The sequence below is a fragment of the Arthrobacter silvisoli genome, from assembly GCF_003369445.1.
Classification (GTDB): Bacteria; Actinomycetota; Actinomycetes; order Actinomycetales; family Micrococcaceae; genus Arthrobacter; species Arthrobacter silvisoli.
The window spans coordinates 55,036-72,022 of the sequence record NZ_QRCU01000006.1 but is presented as its reverse complement, the minus strand read 5'-3'; the positions used below and the strand labels follow the sequence as shown (position 1 = coordinate 72,022).

The 16,987-nt window shown below is 66.8% G+C and carries 13 protein-coding genes; 7 read left to right on the top strand and 6 right to left on the bottom strand.

Features of this window, described 5'->3' with window-relative positions:
• Positions 1-193: 193 nt before the first annotated feature.
• Together DWV11_RS00955 and DWV11_RS00950 are read right to left on the bottom strand one after the other, a co-directional pair.
• On the bottom strand, positions 194-1,912 hold the full coding sequence (locus tag DWV11_RS00955; RefSeq protein ID WP_210725634.1) for a flavin monoamine oxidase family protein: 1,719 nt from the start codon (positions 1,910-1,912) through the stop codon (positions 194-196).
• The gene (locus DWV11_RS00950) at positions 1,909-3,432 is read right to left on the bottom strand and encodes an amino acid permease (RefSeq protein ID WP_115786991.1); all 1,524 of its coding nucleotides are present in this window, start codon (positions 3,430-3,432) and stop codon (positions 1,909-1,911) included. Before DWV11_RS00950 ends, DWV11_RS00955 begins: the two co-directional genes overlap by 4 nt.
• Before the next feature lie 94 nt (positions 3,433-3,526).
• Between DWV11_RS00950 and DWV11_RS00945 the strand changes: the two genes are divergently transcribed.
• Positions 3,527-5,269, top strand: a complete 1,743-nt coding sequence (locus DWV11_RS00945; protein ID WP_115786990.1) for a PucR family transcriptional regulator — start codon at positions 3,527-3,529, stop codon at positions 5,267-5,269.
• Here DWV11_RS00945 and DWV11_RS00940 read toward each other — a convergent pair.
• Both DWV11_RS00940 and DWV11_RS00935 read right to left on the bottom strand, forming a co-directional pair.
• On the bottom strand, positions 5,266-6,243 hold the full coding sequence (locus DWV11_RS00940) for a prenyltransferase/squalene oxidase repeat-containing protein (protein WP_115786988.1): 978 nt from the start codon (positions 6,241-6,243) through the stop codon (positions 5,266-5,268). The two genes, DWV11_RS00945 and DWV11_RS00940, sit on opposite strands and share 4 nt — an antisense overlap.
• A 51-nt stretch (positions 6,244-6,294) precedes the next feature.
• Positions 6,295-7,104 (bottom strand): nitrilase-related carbon-nitrogen hydrolase, encoded by an 810-nt coding sequence (locus DWV11_RS00935; protein WP_425452032.1) that lies wholly within the window; start codon positions 7,102-7,104, stop codon positions 6,295-6,297.
• Positions 7,105-7,346: 242 nt separating this feature from the next.
• Between DWV11_RS00935 and DWV11_RS00930 the strand changes: the two genes are divergently transcribed.
• The 6 genes from DWV11_RS00930 to DWV11_RS00905 all read left to right on the top strand — a co-directional run bounded on the left by DWV11_RS00930 (position 7,347) and on the right by DWV11_RS00905 (position 15,062).
• Positions 7,347-8,555, top strand: a complete 1,209-nt coding sequence (locus DWV11_RS00930) for an ROK family transcriptional regulator (RefSeq protein ID WP_115786985.1) — start codon at positions 7,347-7,349, stop codon at positions 8,553-8,555.
• Positions 8,556-8,717: 162 nt separating this feature from the next.
• Positions 8,718-10,274 (top strand): multiple monosaccharide ABC transporter ATP-binding protein, encoded by a 1,557-nt coding sequence (mmsA, locus tag DWV11_RS00925; protein WP_115786983.1) that lies wholly within the window; start codon positions 8,718-8,720, stop codon positions 10,272-10,274.
• 43 nt (positions 10,275-10,317) lie between these two features.
• Positions 10,318-11,589 carry a multiple monosaccharide ABC transporter permease gene (gene mmsB / locus DWV11_RS00920; protein WP_115786982.1) on the top strand — a complete coding sequence of 424 codons (1,272 nt, stop codon included), beginning with the start codon at positions 10,318-10,320 and terminating at the stop codon, positions 11,587-11,589.
• 50 nt (positions 11,590-11,639) lie between these two features.
• A complete protein-coding gene (locus DWV11_RS00915; RefSeq protein ID WP_115786979.1) occupies positions 11,640-12,740 on the top strand; it encodes a substrate-binding domain-containing protein in 1,101 nt (366 codons plus the stop codon).
• A gap of 184 nt (positions 12,741-12,924) precedes the next feature.
• On the top strand, positions 12,925-14,370 hold the full coding sequence (locus DWV11_RS00910; protein WP_115786978.1) for an ABC transporter permease: 1,446 nt from the start codon (positions 12,925-12,927) through the stop codon (positions 14,368-14,370).
• 2 nt (positions 14,371-14,372) lie between these two features.
• Positions 14,373-15,062 (top strand): ABC transporter ATP-binding protein, encoded by a 690-nt coding sequence (locus tag DWV11_RS00905; protein WP_115786976.1) that lies wholly within the window; start codon positions 14,373-14,375, stop codon positions 15,060-15,062.
• A 34-nt stretch (positions 15,063-15,096) separates the two neighbouring features.
• Here the strand turns inward: DWV11_RS00905 and DWV11_RS00900 are convergent, their stop codons facing one another.
• Together DWV11_RS00900 and DWV11_RS00895 are read right to left on the bottom strand one after the other, a co-directional pair.
• On the bottom strand, positions 15,097-16,290 hold the full coding sequence (locus DWV11_RS00900; protein ID WP_115786974.1) for an ABC transporter permease: 1,194 nt from the start codon (positions 16,288-16,290) through the stop codon (positions 15,097-15,099).
• Positions 16,287-16,985: an ABC transporter ATP-binding protein gene (locus tag DWV11_RS00895; RefSeq protein ID WP_115786972.1), complete on the bottom strand. Its 699-nt coding sequence runs from the start codon at positions 16,983-16,985 to the stop codon at positions 16,287-16,289. Before DWV11_RS00895 ends, DWV11_RS00900 begins: the two co-directional genes overlap by 4 nt.
• Positions 16,986-16,987: the final 2 nt, after the last annotated feature.

Sequence of the window (16,987 nt, the reverse complement as noted above, 5' to 3'; positions counted from 1 at the left end):
AAACACGGGTGGAACGGCCAGGACCCACTCTGCCAGCCAGTCCCAGACCAGCCACGGAAATCCTCACAGTCGCTTAGACACGACGCATAAGGACCCCTTCGGTCGCTGAGCGACCTCCGGGGCCCGATGCGCCGCGATGCGCTCCTACACGAAGGACCGCAACCGGGCTCGTGCGTCGCTGGCAGTGAGCGCCCTAGTCCAGGCTGATCGGCCCATACTCGCCCAGCAGCTCACCCGGGCCGGGGTTGCCCGGCGCGGAAGAACCGCCCAGATGGTTCACCACGCCCCACACGGCGTTCAGGCCCGTGGTCACGGCGCCTTCGGCCCAGCCGGCGGTCCAGGAGACGTCGTCGCCGGCCAGGAAGATGCCGCGGTGGCCGGCCTCAAGCCGGGACTGCTCGAAGTGGGTGTAGAGCCGCTGCTGGTAGCGGTAGTGGCCCGGCAGGTTGGCCTTGAACGCACCCATGAAGTTGGGGTCCGATTCCCAGGACACGGTGATCGGCTGGCCCACGATGTGGCTGCGGATGTCCACGCCCGGGTAGATCTGCTCCAGGGAGTGGATCATGAGGTCGGCGCGCTGTTCGGCGTCCAGGCTCAGCCACTTCAGGGCGTCGTCGTTCCAGGTGTAGGAGAGCAGGATGACGGCGGGCTGGTCCGGGCCATTGTCCAGCAGGTAGGTTCCACGGGTGAGCCGGTCGGTGAGGGTCATGGACATGACTTCCTGGCCGGTCTGCGGGTCGCGGTCCTTCCAGAAGGGCCGGTCCACCATCACGAAGGTCTTGGAGGACTGCATGTAGTGCGAGCGCTCGATCGCGGTCCACAGCTCCGCCGGGAACAGCGCCTCCTCGGTCTTGATCCGGGTGGAGAGCAGCCAGGACTGGCAGGTGGTCACGACGGCGGCGTACTCGCTCGTGCGGCCCCAGCGTTCGGTGACGGCGATCCGGGAAGTGGGGGCGCCGTCGTCGTCCTTCACACGGGCGATCCCCGCCACAGCCCCGCGGGGCGAACCGGAGTGCAGGGACGCCAGGGAGGTGCCGTCCGGCCAGTAGGCCATGCCCGACGGCGCGTGGTTCCAGAGTGCCTCCGGCAGACGCTGGGCTCCCCCGGCGATGCCGCGGTGGTGGTCGTCCGCGTCCGTGTAGACCACGCGGAGGATTTCCAGGATGGAGTTGGGGAAGTCGGTATCCCAGCCGCCGGTGCCGAAGCCCACCTGCCCGAAGGCCTCGCGGTGCGCGAAGCCGGCCTCCTTGAAGGCGCGGCTCTTGGCGACGAAGCCCGAGAAGGTCTCCTCGTCGAAATCCTCCAGCAGCGAGTCCCAGATTTCCTTGATGCGCGCGGTGTCGCGGGCCTTGATGGCCTCCTGCATCTCCTCAAAGCGGGCGTCCTCGCGCAGGGCGGCGCGCCAGGCCTCGGCCACCTCGTGGAAGAACGCCGGCAGGTCCTCGGCTTTCTCGGCGTAGAACTTTTCGCCCTTGAGCTCGATCACGGTGCTGGAGGTGGGCGGGGCGAGCGGGTTGGGGAACTCCTGCGTTTCCAGGCCCAGCTTGTCGATGTAGTGGTAGAGGGCCTTGCTGGAAACCGGGAAGCGCATGCCGCCCAGGTCCGCCACCACGCCGGGGGCCGCCGGGAAGGACGCGGTGCGCAGGCGGCCGCCGATCTGGTCCGCTTCGTAGACCACGGGCTTGAGGCCGAGCTTCATGAGCTCGTAGGCGGTGACCAGGCCGGAGACGCCGGCGCCGACGACGGCCACTTCGGTGCCGTACAGCGATTCCGGCACGCTGCCCAGGCCGGCCGGGTTCTCCAGGTAGAGGTCGTAGCTGAACGGGAAGTCCGGGTTCAGCATGGTGATGGGCGCGTCGCCGGGGACAGACGCAGCGGGTACGCCTGCGGGCAGTTCGGTGGCGGTGGTCATGAAAGTCCTGCCTTCACGGTTTCAGGGTCGGTAACCCCGGCGGATAGTTCACGGTAGTCCTGCTCGCTCAGGGCGGCTACCTTCGAGTTGCGGCGTCCATAGCCGAAGTAGAGGGCGATCCCCACAAGCATCCACGCCCCGAACACCAGCCAGGTTTCGGCGCCGAGGTTGGCCATCAGGTAGGCGCACATCAGGGTGCCCAGGATCGGGGTGGCCGGGTACAGCGGGACGCGGAAGTTGCGCTTGAGGTCCGGGCGGTTGCGGCGCAGGTAGATCACGGCCACGTTGACCAGGGCGAAGGCGAAGAGGGTGCCGATGCTGGTGGCATCCGCGAGCGCCCCGAGCGGGACGAAGCCGGCGGTGAGCGCGACGGCGATGCCCACGATCAGCGTTCCGGCCACCGGGGTGCCGGTTCGGCGGGAGATGCGGCCGAAGACTTTCGGCACCAGTCCGTCGCGGGACATGGAGAGCAGGATGCGGGTCTGGCCATAGAGGACTGTGAGCACGATGCTGGCGATGGCCAGGACGGCGCCCACAGCGAACACCAGGGCGATCCACGGCTGGTGCGTGGTCTCTTCGAGGATCTGCACCAGGGCGGCTTCCGTGCCGTCGAACCAGCCCCAAGGGCGGGCGCCGATCGCGGCCACGGCCACCAGGACGTAGATGCTGGTGACGATCAGCATGGAGAGCATGATGGCCCGGGGCAGGTCCCGCTTGGGGTTCTTCGCTTCTTCACCTGCGGTGGAGGCGGCGTCGAATCCGATGTAGGAGAAGAACACGCGGGACGCAGCGGCGGAGACACCGGCGGCGCCCATGGGCATCAGCGGTTCGAAGTTGCCGGCGTTGAAGGCGGTGAAGGCCACGGCGCAGAAGAAGACAAGGATGCCCACCTTCACGGCGACAATCGCCGTGTTGATCCACGCGCTTTCGCGGGCGCCCCGCACCAGCAGCACCATGGCCAGCAGGACGATCACGACGGCGGAAAGGTTCACCGCTCCGCCCTCGGACGGAGCCAGGGCGAGCGCGTCCGGCAGTGCCAGGCCGAAGACTCCGAGGGCTTCGTTGACGTACTGGCCCGCGCCCACTGCGACGGCGGCGACCGAGACGGCATATTCGAGGACGAGGCACCAACCACAGATCCAGGCCATCCCTTCGCCCATGGTGGCGTAGGAGTAGGAGTAGCTGGAGCCGGCCACAGGAACGAGTCCGGCCATTTCAGCGTAGGACACGGCCGAAAGCAGGGCAGCGAATCCGGCGATCACGAAGGAGATCCAGATCGCGGGTCCGGCCAGGGGCACGGATTCACCGAGGATCACCAGGATGCCGGTGCCCAGGGTGGCGCCGACGCTGATCATGGTCAGTTGCAGGACGCCGAAGCTGCGGCGCAGCGGGGCGCCGCCTTCGCCGTTGCCGGCCTCTTCGACCATCTGGTTGATCGGCTTGCGGCGCAGCAACTGGGCGCCGAGGCCGGGCCTGCCGGCCGGGGCCTTTGTTGCGGGGGTGGCGGACACAGTCACCATTGACGTCCCTTCGAAGTCGTTGCGCTTTCCTTGGTCAACGGTATCTTGTGAGCCAGCTCTCAGGATGGTGCAAAGTGACCTATAGTCAACATACATGAGACGTAATGCACCCGAAGACCTGCCCGCTGGCGGAGCTGCCGGCAGAGCGCCCGGCAGCTCTTCGCCGACGCAGCCGAGCGGCCCGCTGGGTGCCGTCACACTGGAGCAGCTCCTCGCCCAGCTGCCCGCCGGCATGCGGATCCTGCACGACGGCGGCATGGACGGCGGCATGGGCGGCGGCATGGCCGAACCGCTGCGCTGGGTGGAACCCAGCGAGCTCGAAGACCCCACGCCTTACGTTCCCGAAGGCGAGTTCCTGCTCACCGCCGGGTTGCCCTTCCGGGGCGACGGCGGCACCCCGGAACGCATCGATGCCTACGTCCGGCGCCTGGTGGACGCGAAAGTGCGCGCCTTGGGATTCGGCGTGCGGCCCTATTTCGACGAGGTGCCCTCAAGCCTGCTCGAAGCCTGCCGCCGCCACGGCCTCACCTTGATCGAAATCCCCGAGTCCATTCCCTTCGCCGCGATCGGCCTGGAATTTTCGCAGCTTCTCGAAACGGACAACGCCCGGGTATTCCGCCAACTCGCGGAGATCAACCGGCAGCTGATGCGGGCGGTCCTCTCCCCCAGGCCCGAACACGAACTCCTGGCCGCCCTGGTCCAGAGGGTGCCGGTGTGGGCGCTGCTGTTCGGCGCCGACGGACGGGTCCGGGCACGGGCGCACAGCGCCAGCGGAACGAGCAGCACCGGCGGTTCGAGCAGCACCGGCAGCGGCGGATCCGCCGGCACCGGCCGCGGCGGCACCGGCGTCGAGCTTTCACTCCTGGAGCCCATGCTGGAACGCCTCCTCTCCGGCAGCGGCCCGCGCGTGGAGATGGACGGCTTCGAGCAGCCGGGCTCGGCCATGGTCTTCGGCCATCCGTTGCGCAGCACCAAGGATGCCAACCTGGGGGCGCTGATCCTCGGCTCCGATGAGGCCCTCACGCCCGCCCAGAACAACGTGGTGCAGTCCGTGGTGGGCCTGCTGGAACTGCTGGTCCGGCAGCGCACCAGCGGTTCGCTCGCGCCCAGCCAGCTCGCGACGGCGCTGCTGCTGCACCCGGACAGCCTTGCAGCGGGCGGCACGCGGCACGTCAACGGCCTCAAGGACCTGTTGGCGCAGAGTCTGTCTTCCAGCCGTTCCGCCGCGGTCCGCGTGGTCCAGGGCATCAAGGCCGACTCGCCCGAATGGCCCGCCGGAGACAGCCCGGTACGGGAGCTGCTGCAATGGCGTCGGCTGTTCGACACGAAGCTCGTGGAAATCACTGACTACGGCTTCGCCGCGGTCACCCGGCTGAAGGTGGACGACGCGCTGGTGGCCGAGGTCGAGAAGCTGGGCTGGCGCCTGGTGATCGGCGACGCCGCGGAGCTCGGCAGCCTGCCTGCCGCGTACCGGCGTGCGTCCTCGCTGCGGTCGAAGGTCCAGTCCAGCGGGCGCAGCACCCGTGTGGACGAGGCCAGCTGGAGCGTCACGGGCCTGCTCGGGCGTGAAGCCGGAACCATGCTCGCCTCGCGACTGCTGGAGCCATTGCTGGCGCTCGACGCCGGGAAGCGGGATCCGCTGCTGGCCGTCCTGCGCGGCTGGCTGGCGGAGAACGGAAGCTGGGACGGCTCCGCCAAGCGCCTGGGGCTGCACCGCAACAGTATCCGGCGGCAGATCGGCCAAGTGGGCGAACTGCTGGGCAAGGACCTCAACGACGCGCAGGTGCGGGCCGAACTCTGGATCGCGCTGCAGTACGTGGACGACGTGCCGGCCTAGGTGGCGGGCCCCCTTTGGGCGCCGTCCCACCATTCCAGCACACGCGTGCCATAAAAAGTGAGCCACTTGGACGGCTCCCCGGCCGGCACATCGACTTCGAACCACACATCGCCCGGGTGCCGGCGCTCCTGGATCCAGCGTCCGTCCGGACCACGGGCGGCGCGGACGGTCTCGATCGCATCGGAAAGGCGCGGGTCCGGCGTCGCGCCGTCAAACAGCGCGGCGGAGCGGAAGTAGTCCGTCGCATTCAGCACGCTGTAGAACCAGCGGAACGGATACACGAACCGGCTGGCCCAGTGCGCCACCTGCTCCCCCGTCGACCTTCGGTACAGCAGGCGCCGTTCCAGCAGGTACTCTTCGCCCGCGCGGCGGGCCGACGCCAGTTCCCCGCCGGCGAGGCCGGCCTGCTCGTAGTACAGCAGGCCCTTCAGGGAATTGATGGTCGAATGGAAGGACGAGCGCGAGGAACCTTCCACCCATTCGCAGTTCCAGCCGCCGTCCGGCAGCCGGTGCTCAACAAACCAACGCGCCAGTCCGGAAACATCTGCCCCGAGCCATGCCCCGTTGGCCAGGGTATAGGCGTTGATGCAGCAATCCACCTCGCCGCCCCAGTAGGGCAGGTTGTCGTATTCCCAACGGCTGTTGGCGTCGAGCAGTTCTGCCGTGCCGGAAAGTGCTGCGGCGTCCAGGCCCCACTCGCGCAGTGCATTGAGCGACCAGGTCGTTGCGGTCCACGGCTGGCCGGGTTCTTCGGACGCGAAATCATGCCCGGCCGGGAAGTAGGCACCGCCGGCCCACTGTCCGTCCGGATCCTGCAGCGCGAGCAGCCGGGCACCGAAGCCCTCCCTGCCAACCCGACTGCGGCTCTCCTGCCACACCTCGGGCGCCGCACCGGCAAGGTCGCGCTCCACCTGCCAACGCAGGGCAGGGTCCGAATCCAACAGCCAGTCAAGCAGGGCGGGTGCAACAGCCATGGGCGGGAGGCTACCAGCAGCCGCAGCGGGGGTCCATGGGCACCGGCTTCGTCAGGAGTCGCGGCCGGGGGCTTCCCAGTCCCGGTACAGTTCCGGACGCCGTTCCCTCAGGTACGGCACCTTCTCCCGCGCGGCCCGGGCATCGTCCGCGGACACTTCGGCGAACAACAGCACCGGCCCGTCGCCCGCCGAAGCCAGCAGCGCGCCGTCGGGCCCCGCCACCACGCTGCCGCCGGCGAACTCACAGCCGTCCTCGTGTCCGCTGTGGTTGGCGTAGGCCACGGTAAGCTGGCTCTCCAAGGCCCGGGCCCGCAAAAGCACCTGCGGGACGGCATCGAACCCCGCAGACAGGGCCGTCGGGACCAGGAGGAGTTCGGCGCCGCGGACGGCGGCCGCGCGCACGGCCTCGGGGAATTCAACGTCGTAGCAGATCAGCAGGGAGGCCTGCAGTCCTTCGAAGGCGACGACGGCGGGGGCGGCCGACGCCGGACTGAACGCCTTGCGTTCGTCCCCGCCGAAGAGGTGGACCTTGCCATAGTCGAGCAGGGTTGCGCCGCGACGATCCAGGAGGGTGGCGGTGATGCGGTGCGCCCCCGATTCATCGCGGGCGGGAAGGCTGTAGACGAGGCCGATCCCGTGCCGGCGCGCCGTCGCGGCAAGTCGTTCGCGGAGGTCCGGCAGCGTCGCGTAGTCGAACTCCGCGTCGATGCGCAGGGGTGCGTAGCCCACGGGGAAGAGTTCGGGGGTGAGCAGCAAGGAAGCGCCGGCCGCGGCGGCACGGCGGGCCGCATCGTCAATGACCGCCAGGTTCGCGTCGACGTCCAGGACAGCAGCGTTCGCCTGCAGCACGGCCAGCAGCATCATTACCCCTTCAATGGCTCTCGGTTGTGCTCCCACGATACGCAGCGCGGGCCACCGCACTTGGAGACGATTGGACCTGTTTCATCCAGTTCGGGGATGGAACGCACCACGCTTGCAGCCGGCTTCGGAGGGCGCCCGGAGGAGCGCCCGGAACCGCACCGGAGGGGATTCCCTTTGGCCGCATCCCATTGGCTTGTGTTAACTTCTTGACTACAAATGTGCCTTTGGTGCACGCTTCTTAAATGCCCGCAACGACGCGCTCGGCAACGAGCCCCCGCAAGAACCCCGGCTCGCAATCCGCCCCTGGGTCACAGTCAGCACTGCGCCATCTCAACCAGCAGCGCCTCATCGAGTGCCTGCTCAGCGGACCGGCCACCCAAGCCGAGCTTTCACGGCAGACCGGCCTCTCCACGGCCACCGTGTCCAACATCGTGAAGATCATGCAGGGGGCAGGACTGGTCTCCACCGAACCGGTGACCAGTTCGGGGCGCCGGGCACTAAGCGTACGGCTCAACAGCCACGGCGCCGTCGCCGTCGGCATCGATTTCGGCCGGCGGCACCTGCGGGTGGTCCTCGCCTCCCTGGGCTACCACGTGCTCGCCGAGGAAACCGTCACGCTCCCCCTGGGCCACCATGCGGAAGAAGGCATTGCGGCCGCCGTCGAACTCCTCGACAAACTGCTCAAGGAAAACGGCGTGGAGCGCCGGGCAGTGGTGGGCGCCGGCGCCGGCATCGCCGGGCCGATCGACCGCCGCACCGGGACCGTGGCGCAGGGCGCGATCCTGCCCGAATGGGTCGGGTTCCACATCCTCGAACGCCTTGAGCGCGCACTGGACATGCCCGTGTACGTCGACAACGACGCCAATCTCGGCGCCCTGTCCGAAGTCACCTGGGGGCCGCACACCGGAGTGGACGACCTCATGTTCCTGAAGATCGGCTCGGGCATCGGCGCCGGGCTGATCCTCAACGGCGCACCCTACTACGGGGCAGTGGGGATCACCGGCGAAATAGGCCACGCGACCATCCACGAATACGGTGCCATCTGCCGGTGCGGCAACCGCGGCTGCCTGGAAACGGTGGCTTCCACCAGCACCATGATCGAACTCCTCGGCAAGAGCACGGGCAGGAGCCTGGAGCCCGAAGACCTCGTGCGCAACGCCCTCGCGAAGGACCAGGCAACCCTGCGCGTGATCGACGACGCGGGCCTCGCCGTGGGCCGTGCGCTGGGCAACGTTGCCAACCTGATCGGCCCCGAGGTGATCGTGGTGGGCGGTCCGCTGGCCGGGCTCGGCGAAACCCTCCTGGACCCGATCCGGCGCGGCCTCATCCGCCACGCGGTGCCGGTGGTCGGCGAGACGACCACGCTGACCATGTCCTCCCTCGGCGCCCGCGCGGAAGCCCTCGGGGCGGCTGCGCTGGTGTTCCAGCACGCGGGCATCAGCACCGGCTGACGGTGGGCGAAAACCGGAGTCCCCTCACGGCCAAACCCGGCCACAGCAAAACTCTTGCGTTCAACTCTTGACGACAAGACCAGTGATCCAGTTTACTTTTCATCAGGCAGCCCCGACTTTCCGGGGCGACAACGAAGTCAGGCATTGGAGGCGTAAGGGCTAATGACGACCCCCACCACGCGCAAGGATCCTGTGATCCTCGAAATGCGGTCCATCACCAAGGAGTTCCCCGGGGTGAAGGCCCTGTCGGATGTGAACCTCCGGGTCAAGGCCGGCGAAGTGCACGCGATCTGCGGCGAAAACGGCGCCGGCAAATCCACCCTCATGAAGGTCCTCTCCGGCGTTTACCCCTACGGCAGCTACAGCGGAGACATCGTCTACCAGGCCGAGGTGCAGCAGTTCAAGGACATCCGGGCCAGCGAGCACGCAGGCATCGTGATCATCCACCAGGAACTCGCGCTCATCCCCGAACTCTCCATCACGGAGAACATCTTCCTCGGCAACGAACCCACCAAGCGCGGCGTGATCGACTGGGCCGAGGCCCGCCGTCGTTCGCTCGAACTGCTGGCCCGCGTGGGACTCCGCGAGGACCCGGACACCCCGATCAAGGAAATCGGCGTCGGAAAGCAGCAGCTTGTCGAGATCGCCAAGGCCCTCAACAAGTCCGTGAAGCTCCTCATCCTGGATGAGCCCACGGCGGCGCTCAACGAATCGGATTCCCAGCACCTGCTGGACCTGATCTCCGGCCTGCGTAGCAAGGGCATCACGTCGATCATGATTTCGCACAAGCTCAACGAGATCGAACAGATCGCCGACTCCATCACGATCATCCGCGACGGCAAGTCCATCGAGACCCTGGACGTGAAGGGCGACGGCGTGGACGAGGACCGCATCATCAAGGGCATGGTGGGCCGCACCTTGGAATCGCGGTTCCCGGAGCACACCCCGAAAATCGGCGAAGTGTTCTTCGAGGTCAAGGGCTGGACGGTGGGCCACCCGCAGATCCAGGACCGATTGGTCTGCAAGGGTTCCAACTTCTACGTCCGCCGCGGCGAGATCGTCGGATTCGCCGGGCTGATGGGGGCCGGGCGCACCGAGCTCGCGCGTTCAGTCTTCGGGCACTCTTACGGGCGTTTCATTTCCGGCCAGGTCTTCAAGAACGGCAAGGAAATCCGGATGCACAACGTCCGGCAGGCCATCGATGCCGGGCTCGGCTATGTCACCGAGGACCGCAAGACCCTGGGCCTGAACCTCCTCGACGACATCAAGACCACCACGGTGTCCGCGAACCTGCGGGCTGTCAGCAAGAACTTCGTCGTGGATACCGACAAGGAATTCACCGTGGCCGAGGAATACCGCAAGTCCCTGCGCACCAAGACACCGAGTGTTGAAGAAGGGGTGGCCAAGCTTTCCGGCGGGAACCAGCAGAAGGTGGTCCTCGCCAAATGGATGTTCACGGACCCCGAACTCCTGATCCTCGACGAGCCGACCCGCGGCATCGATGTCGGAGCCAAGTACGAGATCTACGGCATCATCCAAAGGCTGGCCAACCAGGGCAAGGGCGTGATCGTCATTTCCTCCGAATTGCCCGAGCTGCTGGGGTTGTCCGACCGGATCTACACGATCTTCGAAGGCTCCATCACCGGGGTGCTGAACAAGGACGAGGCGAGCCAGGAAAGCCTCATGAAACTCATGACGTCCAACCGAAAGTCAGCCTGACGGCTGCCACCACCCAGACTCTCCAGGACACAAGGAACACACCATGAACGCTCTCAAGAAGCTATTCGGCGGCAACACCCGACAATTCGGCATGATCTTCGCCCTCGTTGCCTTGATCGTCTTCTTCCAGATCTTCACCGAGGGCCGGACCCTGACTCCCGGCAACGTCATCAACCTCTTCAACGGCAACTCCTACATCCTCATCCTCGCCATCGGCATGGTCCTGGTGATCATCGCCGGCCACATCGACCTGTCCGTCGGTTCTGTGGCCGCCGTGGTGGGCGTCACGGTTGCCCTCGCCATCCGGGACTGGGGCATTCCCTGGTACATGGGGATCCTGCTGGGGCTGGCCTTGGGTGCCTTGATCGGGGCCTGGCAAGGATTCTGGACCGCGTACGTCGGCATCCCCGCCTTCATCGTGACCTTGGCGGGCATGCTCCTCTTCCGCGGTTTCAACCAGTTCGTCGGCAAGTCCAACACCATCCCGGTTCCCAACGATTTCCAGTACATCGGTTCCGGCTACCTGCCCGAAGTCGGCCCCAACACGGGGTTCAACAACCTCACGCTGCTGATCGGCCTTGCGGCCGTTGCCTTCGTGGTGATCGGCGAAGTCCGTGCCCGCCGGACCGCCAAGGCGCTGGGCGCCGAAGTGAACGAAGCCTGGGTCATGGTCACCCGGCTGGTCTTGGTCTGCGGTGCCATCCTGTATGCCACCTACCTGTTCGCCACCGGCCGCCCAGGAACGTCCTTCCCGATCCCCGGCCTGATCCTCGCCGTCCTCGTCCTGATCTACGGTTTCATCTCCGCCAAGACCGTCATCGGCCGGCACATCTACGCGGTCGGCGGCAACCGGCACGCGGCCGAACTCTCGGGTGTCCAGTCCAAGAAGGTCAACTTCATGGTCATGATGAACATGTCCATCCTGGCCGGCCTGGCCGGCATGATCTTCGTCGGCCGCTCCACAGCCTCGGGACCGTTTGACGGCGTGGGCTGGGAACTTGACGCGATCGCCGCCGTATTCATCGGCGGCGCGGCCGTCACCGGCGGCGTCGGCACTGTCATCGGCTCCATCGTCGGTGGTCTCGTCATGGCTGTCCTGAATAACGGCCTGCAACTGCTGGGCGTCGGCGCCGACCTGACCCAGATCATCAAGGGCCTGGTCCTGCTGGCCGCCGTGGCCTTCGATGTCTACAACAAGACCCAGGGCAAGAAGTCGATCATCGGCATGATGATGAAGAACTTCGGGCGCCGCAGCGAGGAGCTCACACCGGACGAAACCACCTCCACCAAAGAAGTCATCTCCAAGGAAGCCTGAGCGGAAACGCTCGAGTCCGATTTCCAACCCACGAAAAAAGGAAGCTAGATATGCGCATGTTTGGTAAAGCTGGAAAGGCGGCAGCAATCGCTGCTATCGCAGCAGTGGCGCTGACGGCCTGCGGCCGCTCAGACAGCGGCACGGGCGGAGGTTCCACGGCAGGCGGCGAAGCCTTCCCGAAGAACTCCTCGATCGGCGTCGCGCTTCCCCAGAAGACGAGCGAAAACTGGGTCCTGGCAGAGAAGCTTTTCAACGACGGACTGACGTCCGCCGGCTTCAAGGCGGACGTCCAGTTCGCCAACGGCGGTGTCTCGGAGCAGCAGAACCAGATCAGCGCGATGGTCACCAAGGGCGCCAAGGTCATCATCGTCGGCGCCATCGATGGTTCCCAGCTGGGAACCCAGCTGAAGCAGGCGCACGATGCCGGCGCCGTGGTCATCGCCTACGACCGCCTGGTGAAGAACACGGACGCCGTGGACTACTACGTGGCCTACGACAACTTCAAGGTCGGCGAACTCCAGGGCCAGGCCCTGCTGGACGGCATGAAGGCCAAGAAGGCCTCCGGCCCGTACAACATCGAGCTCTTCGCCGGCTCCCCTGACGATGCCAACGCGAAGGTCTTCTTCGACGGCGCCATGAAGGTCCTGCAGCCCAAGATCGACGACGGCACGCTGAAGGTGGTCTCGGGACAGAAGACCTTCGAACAGGCAGTGACCCAGGGTTGGAAGGCTGAAAACGCCCAGAAGCGCATGGACACCCTGATGGCCGGCAGCTACGGCTCCACCACCCTCGACGGCGTCCTCTCCCCCAACGACACCCTGGCCCGCGCCATCATCACCTCCGTCAAGGGCGCCGGCAAGCCGGTTCCCGTGGTGACCGGCCAGGACTCCGAGGTCGAGTCCGTGAAGTCGATCATGGCTGGTGAGCAGTACTCCACCATCAACAAGGACACCCGCAAGCTCGTGGAGCACGCGATCGAGATGGTCAAGGGTCTCCAGGAGGGCAAGAAGCTCGAGATCAACGACGACAAGTCCTACAACAACGGTGTGAAGACCGTTCCGGCCTACCTGCTTCCCCCGGTGATTGTCACCAAGGAGAACGTGAAGACGGCCTACGTGGACGATCCGGTCCTCGGCCCCATCACCAAGTAACGCAACAAGCTGATGCCCGGCCCCCGTTTGGGGCCGGGCATCAGTTGTTTAAGGGCTTGTGCCCGGGACGCCGAAAGCTTCACAGCGCAAACATAGCTTCGTGCAGTTGTCCGCACAGGCGGGGGCGGAAATGTTGGTTCCGACGCCGGCGCTTCCTGGCCGGCACCGGATCCCTAGGAGAACCGTGAGCGTCCTTGCCCGCAGCGTCGGCAACGCCTTCCGCAACAAGATCAGAACGGCAGCCGTGGTGGCGGTATTGGCCGTCGCCATCGGGCTGGCCCTGTCCATGCTCGTCGCCAACCAGGCCGTGGGGGCCAAGGTCCAGGAGCTGAACGCATCCGTGGGCACCACCCTCACGGTCAACCCGGCCGGCGGCCAGGGGTTCGAAGGCGGCGGGGAACCCCTCACCGCTGCGGAAGCCGCCACCGCCGCAGCCGTCCCCAACGTCACCTCCGTGGTGGGAACCAAGGCGCTGCGGCTTCGCACTGAAACCGCGACGACGGACACCGCCAACGCTGCCGCCGGCACCGCCCAGCCCGGTGCCGGAGGACCGGGCGGGCAGGCGGGGGGAGTCACCACCAGCCTGACTGCCGCCATTGATGCCGGAACCCTCGGCAACCGGAACAACAACACCGGCAGCACGAACGGCACTGGCACCGGTACCGGAAACGGCACAGAGCCGGTACGCACCTTCACGCTGCCGATCACCGCCACCGGTACCGCCGCCGAGGTGGACAGCTCGGGCAAGGCCCTGGACATCACCAGCGGAACCGGCCTGGGCGATTACTCAGCGGCCAGCACCAAGGCCCTCGTGGGAACCACCTTGGCCGGGAAGAACAAGCTCGCAACCGGCTCCACCTTCACGGTTGCGGGCAAGACCTTCACCGTGGCCGGCATTTTCGATGCCGGCACCACCTTCGGCAACAACGCCGTGTACCTGACCCTGGCCGAGGCGCAGGCCCTCGCCGAAACCCCCGGTGAACTCTCCAGCATGGTGGTCACGGTCAACAGCATGGAGAACGTCGACAGCACCAAGACCGCGCTCCAAGCGGCGCTCGGTTCCAGCAAGGCCGACGTCACCCAGGGCCAGCGAAACCTCGAGACGGCCGTCAGCTCCCTCAACAGCGTCAAGGGCATCTCCCTCGTGGCCTTCATCGCGGCACTGGCCACCGCCGGCCTCATCATCCTGCTCATCATGGTCATGCTGGTCCGCGAGCGCCGCCGGGAAATCGGCGTCCTGAAAGCCATTGGCGCACGCAACCGCACCATCGGGCTGCAGTTCGTCCTCGAAGCCCTCGTCCTGGTGGCGCTCGGCAGCGTCGTGGGCGCGGCGATCGCCTCGTTCGCCAGTGGAGGCATCGCCTCGGCGCTGATCAGTTCCTCCAGCTCAAGTGGAGCCGGCGCCGTGGATCAGCGCGGCCCCGGAGGCGGCTTCGGCGGCGGCTTCGGCGGCCAGGGCGGCCCCTTCGGCGGCGCCACGCAGTTGCTGACATCCGTCACCGCGAGCGCCTCCCCCGGCGTGATCGCCGCAGGCATCACCGCCGTCTTCGGGGTGGCCATCATCGGCGCCCTCGTCCCGGCCCTGCTCACGGCCCGCATCCGCCCCATCGAAGTCCTCCGAGGAGAATAGCCATGATTGAAGCCAAGGACCTGGTCCGCCAGTTCACGTCCGGGGACCGCACCATCAAGCCGGTCAACGGCGTCAGTTTCGAGCTCGGGAAGGGCCAGCTGGCCTCCATCGTGGGCAAGAGCGGCAGCGGCAAGAGCACGCTGTTGTCCCTCCTGGGTGCGTTGGACAAGCCCACCAGCGGGGACGTCGTCGTCGATGGCGTCAGCCTGGCTGGCCTCCCGGACGGCAAGCTGACTGAGTACCGCCGCCGGGACATCGGTTTCGTCTTCCAGCAGTTCAACCTGATCCCCAACCTCAGCGCCGTGGACAACGTGATGCTGCCGATGGAATTCGCGGGCGTCCGCACGTCGGCGCGGGCCCAGCGCGCCAGGGAACTGCTGGAGCAAGTGCAGCTGGATCCGGAGAAGCAGACGCGACGGACCAACCGCCTCTCCGGCGGCGAGCAGCAGCGCGTGGCGATCGCCCGTGCGCTGGCCAACGAGCCGAAGCTGATCCTCGCCGACGAACCCACCGGAAACCTCGATGAGCAGACCGGCGGGCACATCATCGAGCTGCTGAGCTCCCTGAGCCGCGACCACAACACCACCATCCTGGTGGTCACGCACGATCGCGGCCTGGCCCGGAAGGCGGACCGCCGCTTCCGACTGCAGCAGGGCCAGTTGGTCGAAGAGGCGGCCGCGGCCAGGAACTGAGGTCCTGATGGTTACCGTCGACCGGCGGTAACCATCAGAACCGGATCGCGTCGATCACCTTGATCCGCACGGCCACCAAGGCCGGGATCGCCCCGGCCAGGGCGCCCACCAGCACGGCGGCACCGAAGCCCAGTATCGCCGCCTCAAGCGGAAACGGCGGGTATTCGCTCAGCGCCGGTGCCACCTTCTGCTGGATCCAAGGATTCTTCACCACGGCCACCGCCAGCATGACGCCGACGATCCCCGCCACCGCGGTGGCCACGAGTGATTCCATCATGACGCCCACGAAGATCCGGCCCGAGGTGGCGCCGAAGCTGCGGCGGATGCCGATCTCCCGGACCCGGTAGCGGATGGTCACCATCGAGATGTTCAGCATGCCCATGGCGCCGAGGAGAAGCACCAGCCCGGCCACCGCGCCCACCACCAGCTGCGCTACGGCGATCGGGTCCCCGTGGGCGGCGTAGTCCACGCGGCTGACGTCCACGTACATGTCCGGGAACTGCAGCTGCAGGTCCGCCTGCATGGCGGGCATCAACGCCTCGGCCTGCCCGTCCTGCACCCACACTTTGAACTGGCCGAAGCCCTCGGCAATTCCTGCGGTTTGCGCCGCCCTGTTCAGCATGAACGCCGACGGCGGCGCCTGCGGGAAGAGATCGGGTACGACGCCGATGATCACCGCCGTCGTCTCTTGATCCCCGACGAGCTTCGCCAGGGGTTTCCGCACGAGGTCCGGCCTGCCGGCTGTGTTGTAGAACGCCTCCGAAACGACGACAGCGGGCGCCAACCGCTGTTCGTCATCGTCTGCAAACCACGAGCCGCGCGTGACGTCCGTGCGGTGGATGACCCCGTAGCCCGGATCCACCAGCGTCATCTGTACATCCTGGACGCCTCCCGGGAACTGGAAGCGCGCCTGAGCCTGCCCTGTGTGGGTCCAATAGCTGATCCCATAGCGTTCCACGATCCCCTGATAGGCCTTCTCGAGCCGTTCGGGATCCGGCATGGTGGGTCCGTTGACGCTCAGCGCGACCGTTGCCGTGCGCCCCTGGCTGCGTTCCGCCTGGACCTTGAAGCCTTCCCGGGCGAGGTCTCCCACGCCCACCACTGAAGTCAGAGCGGTCACTGAAACCGCCACGCCCACCAGCGCCAGCAGGATGCGGACCTTGTTGATGCGCAGTTCCTGCCAGGCCTCCACAAGCGCCGAAACGATGCCGGAAAGAAAGCCGCTCATGCCGGAACCTCCGCCGCTGCCTGCAGCACGCCCGCGTCGAGGCGGTACCGGGACCTCGCCAATGCCGCCACATTATGGTCGTGGGTGATGGTCACCAAGGCCGCGGCAGACTCAGTGGCGATCGAATCGAGCAACGCCATCACGGACTGCCCGGTTTCGACGTCGAGCGCCCCGGTGGGCTCATCGGCGAGAATCAGCCGGGGGCGCCGAACGAGCGCCCGCGCGATGGCGATCCGCTGCTGCTCGCCGCCGGACATCATGTTCGGTTTGGCTCCCGCCCGGGCGGCGAGGCCCACGCGGTCCAGCATTTCCATGGCCAGTTCGCGGCGCCGCCAGAAGTCCCTGCCCTTGGCGTAGTACAGCGGAGTCATGACGTTGTCCAAGGCGCTGCGACCCTGCAGCAGGTTGAACTGCTGGAACACGAAACCCACCGTGGAGCCGCGCAACCGGGCCCGGGCGTTGCCGCCGATGCGCTGCACCGGAGTTCCCAGGAAGTCCAGTTCGCCGTTGCTGGGAACGTCCAACAGCCCAAGCAGGTTCAGGAGGGTGGATTTTCCGCAGCCCGAGCGGCCGACGATCGCGGTGTGGTCGCCGCTGAAAACTTCGAGATCGATGCCCCGCAGGATGTGCAGTTCCTGGTCATCGGGCAGGACCACTGAGCGGGTGACCCCGCGCAGGCTCAGCAAGGTCTCCATGC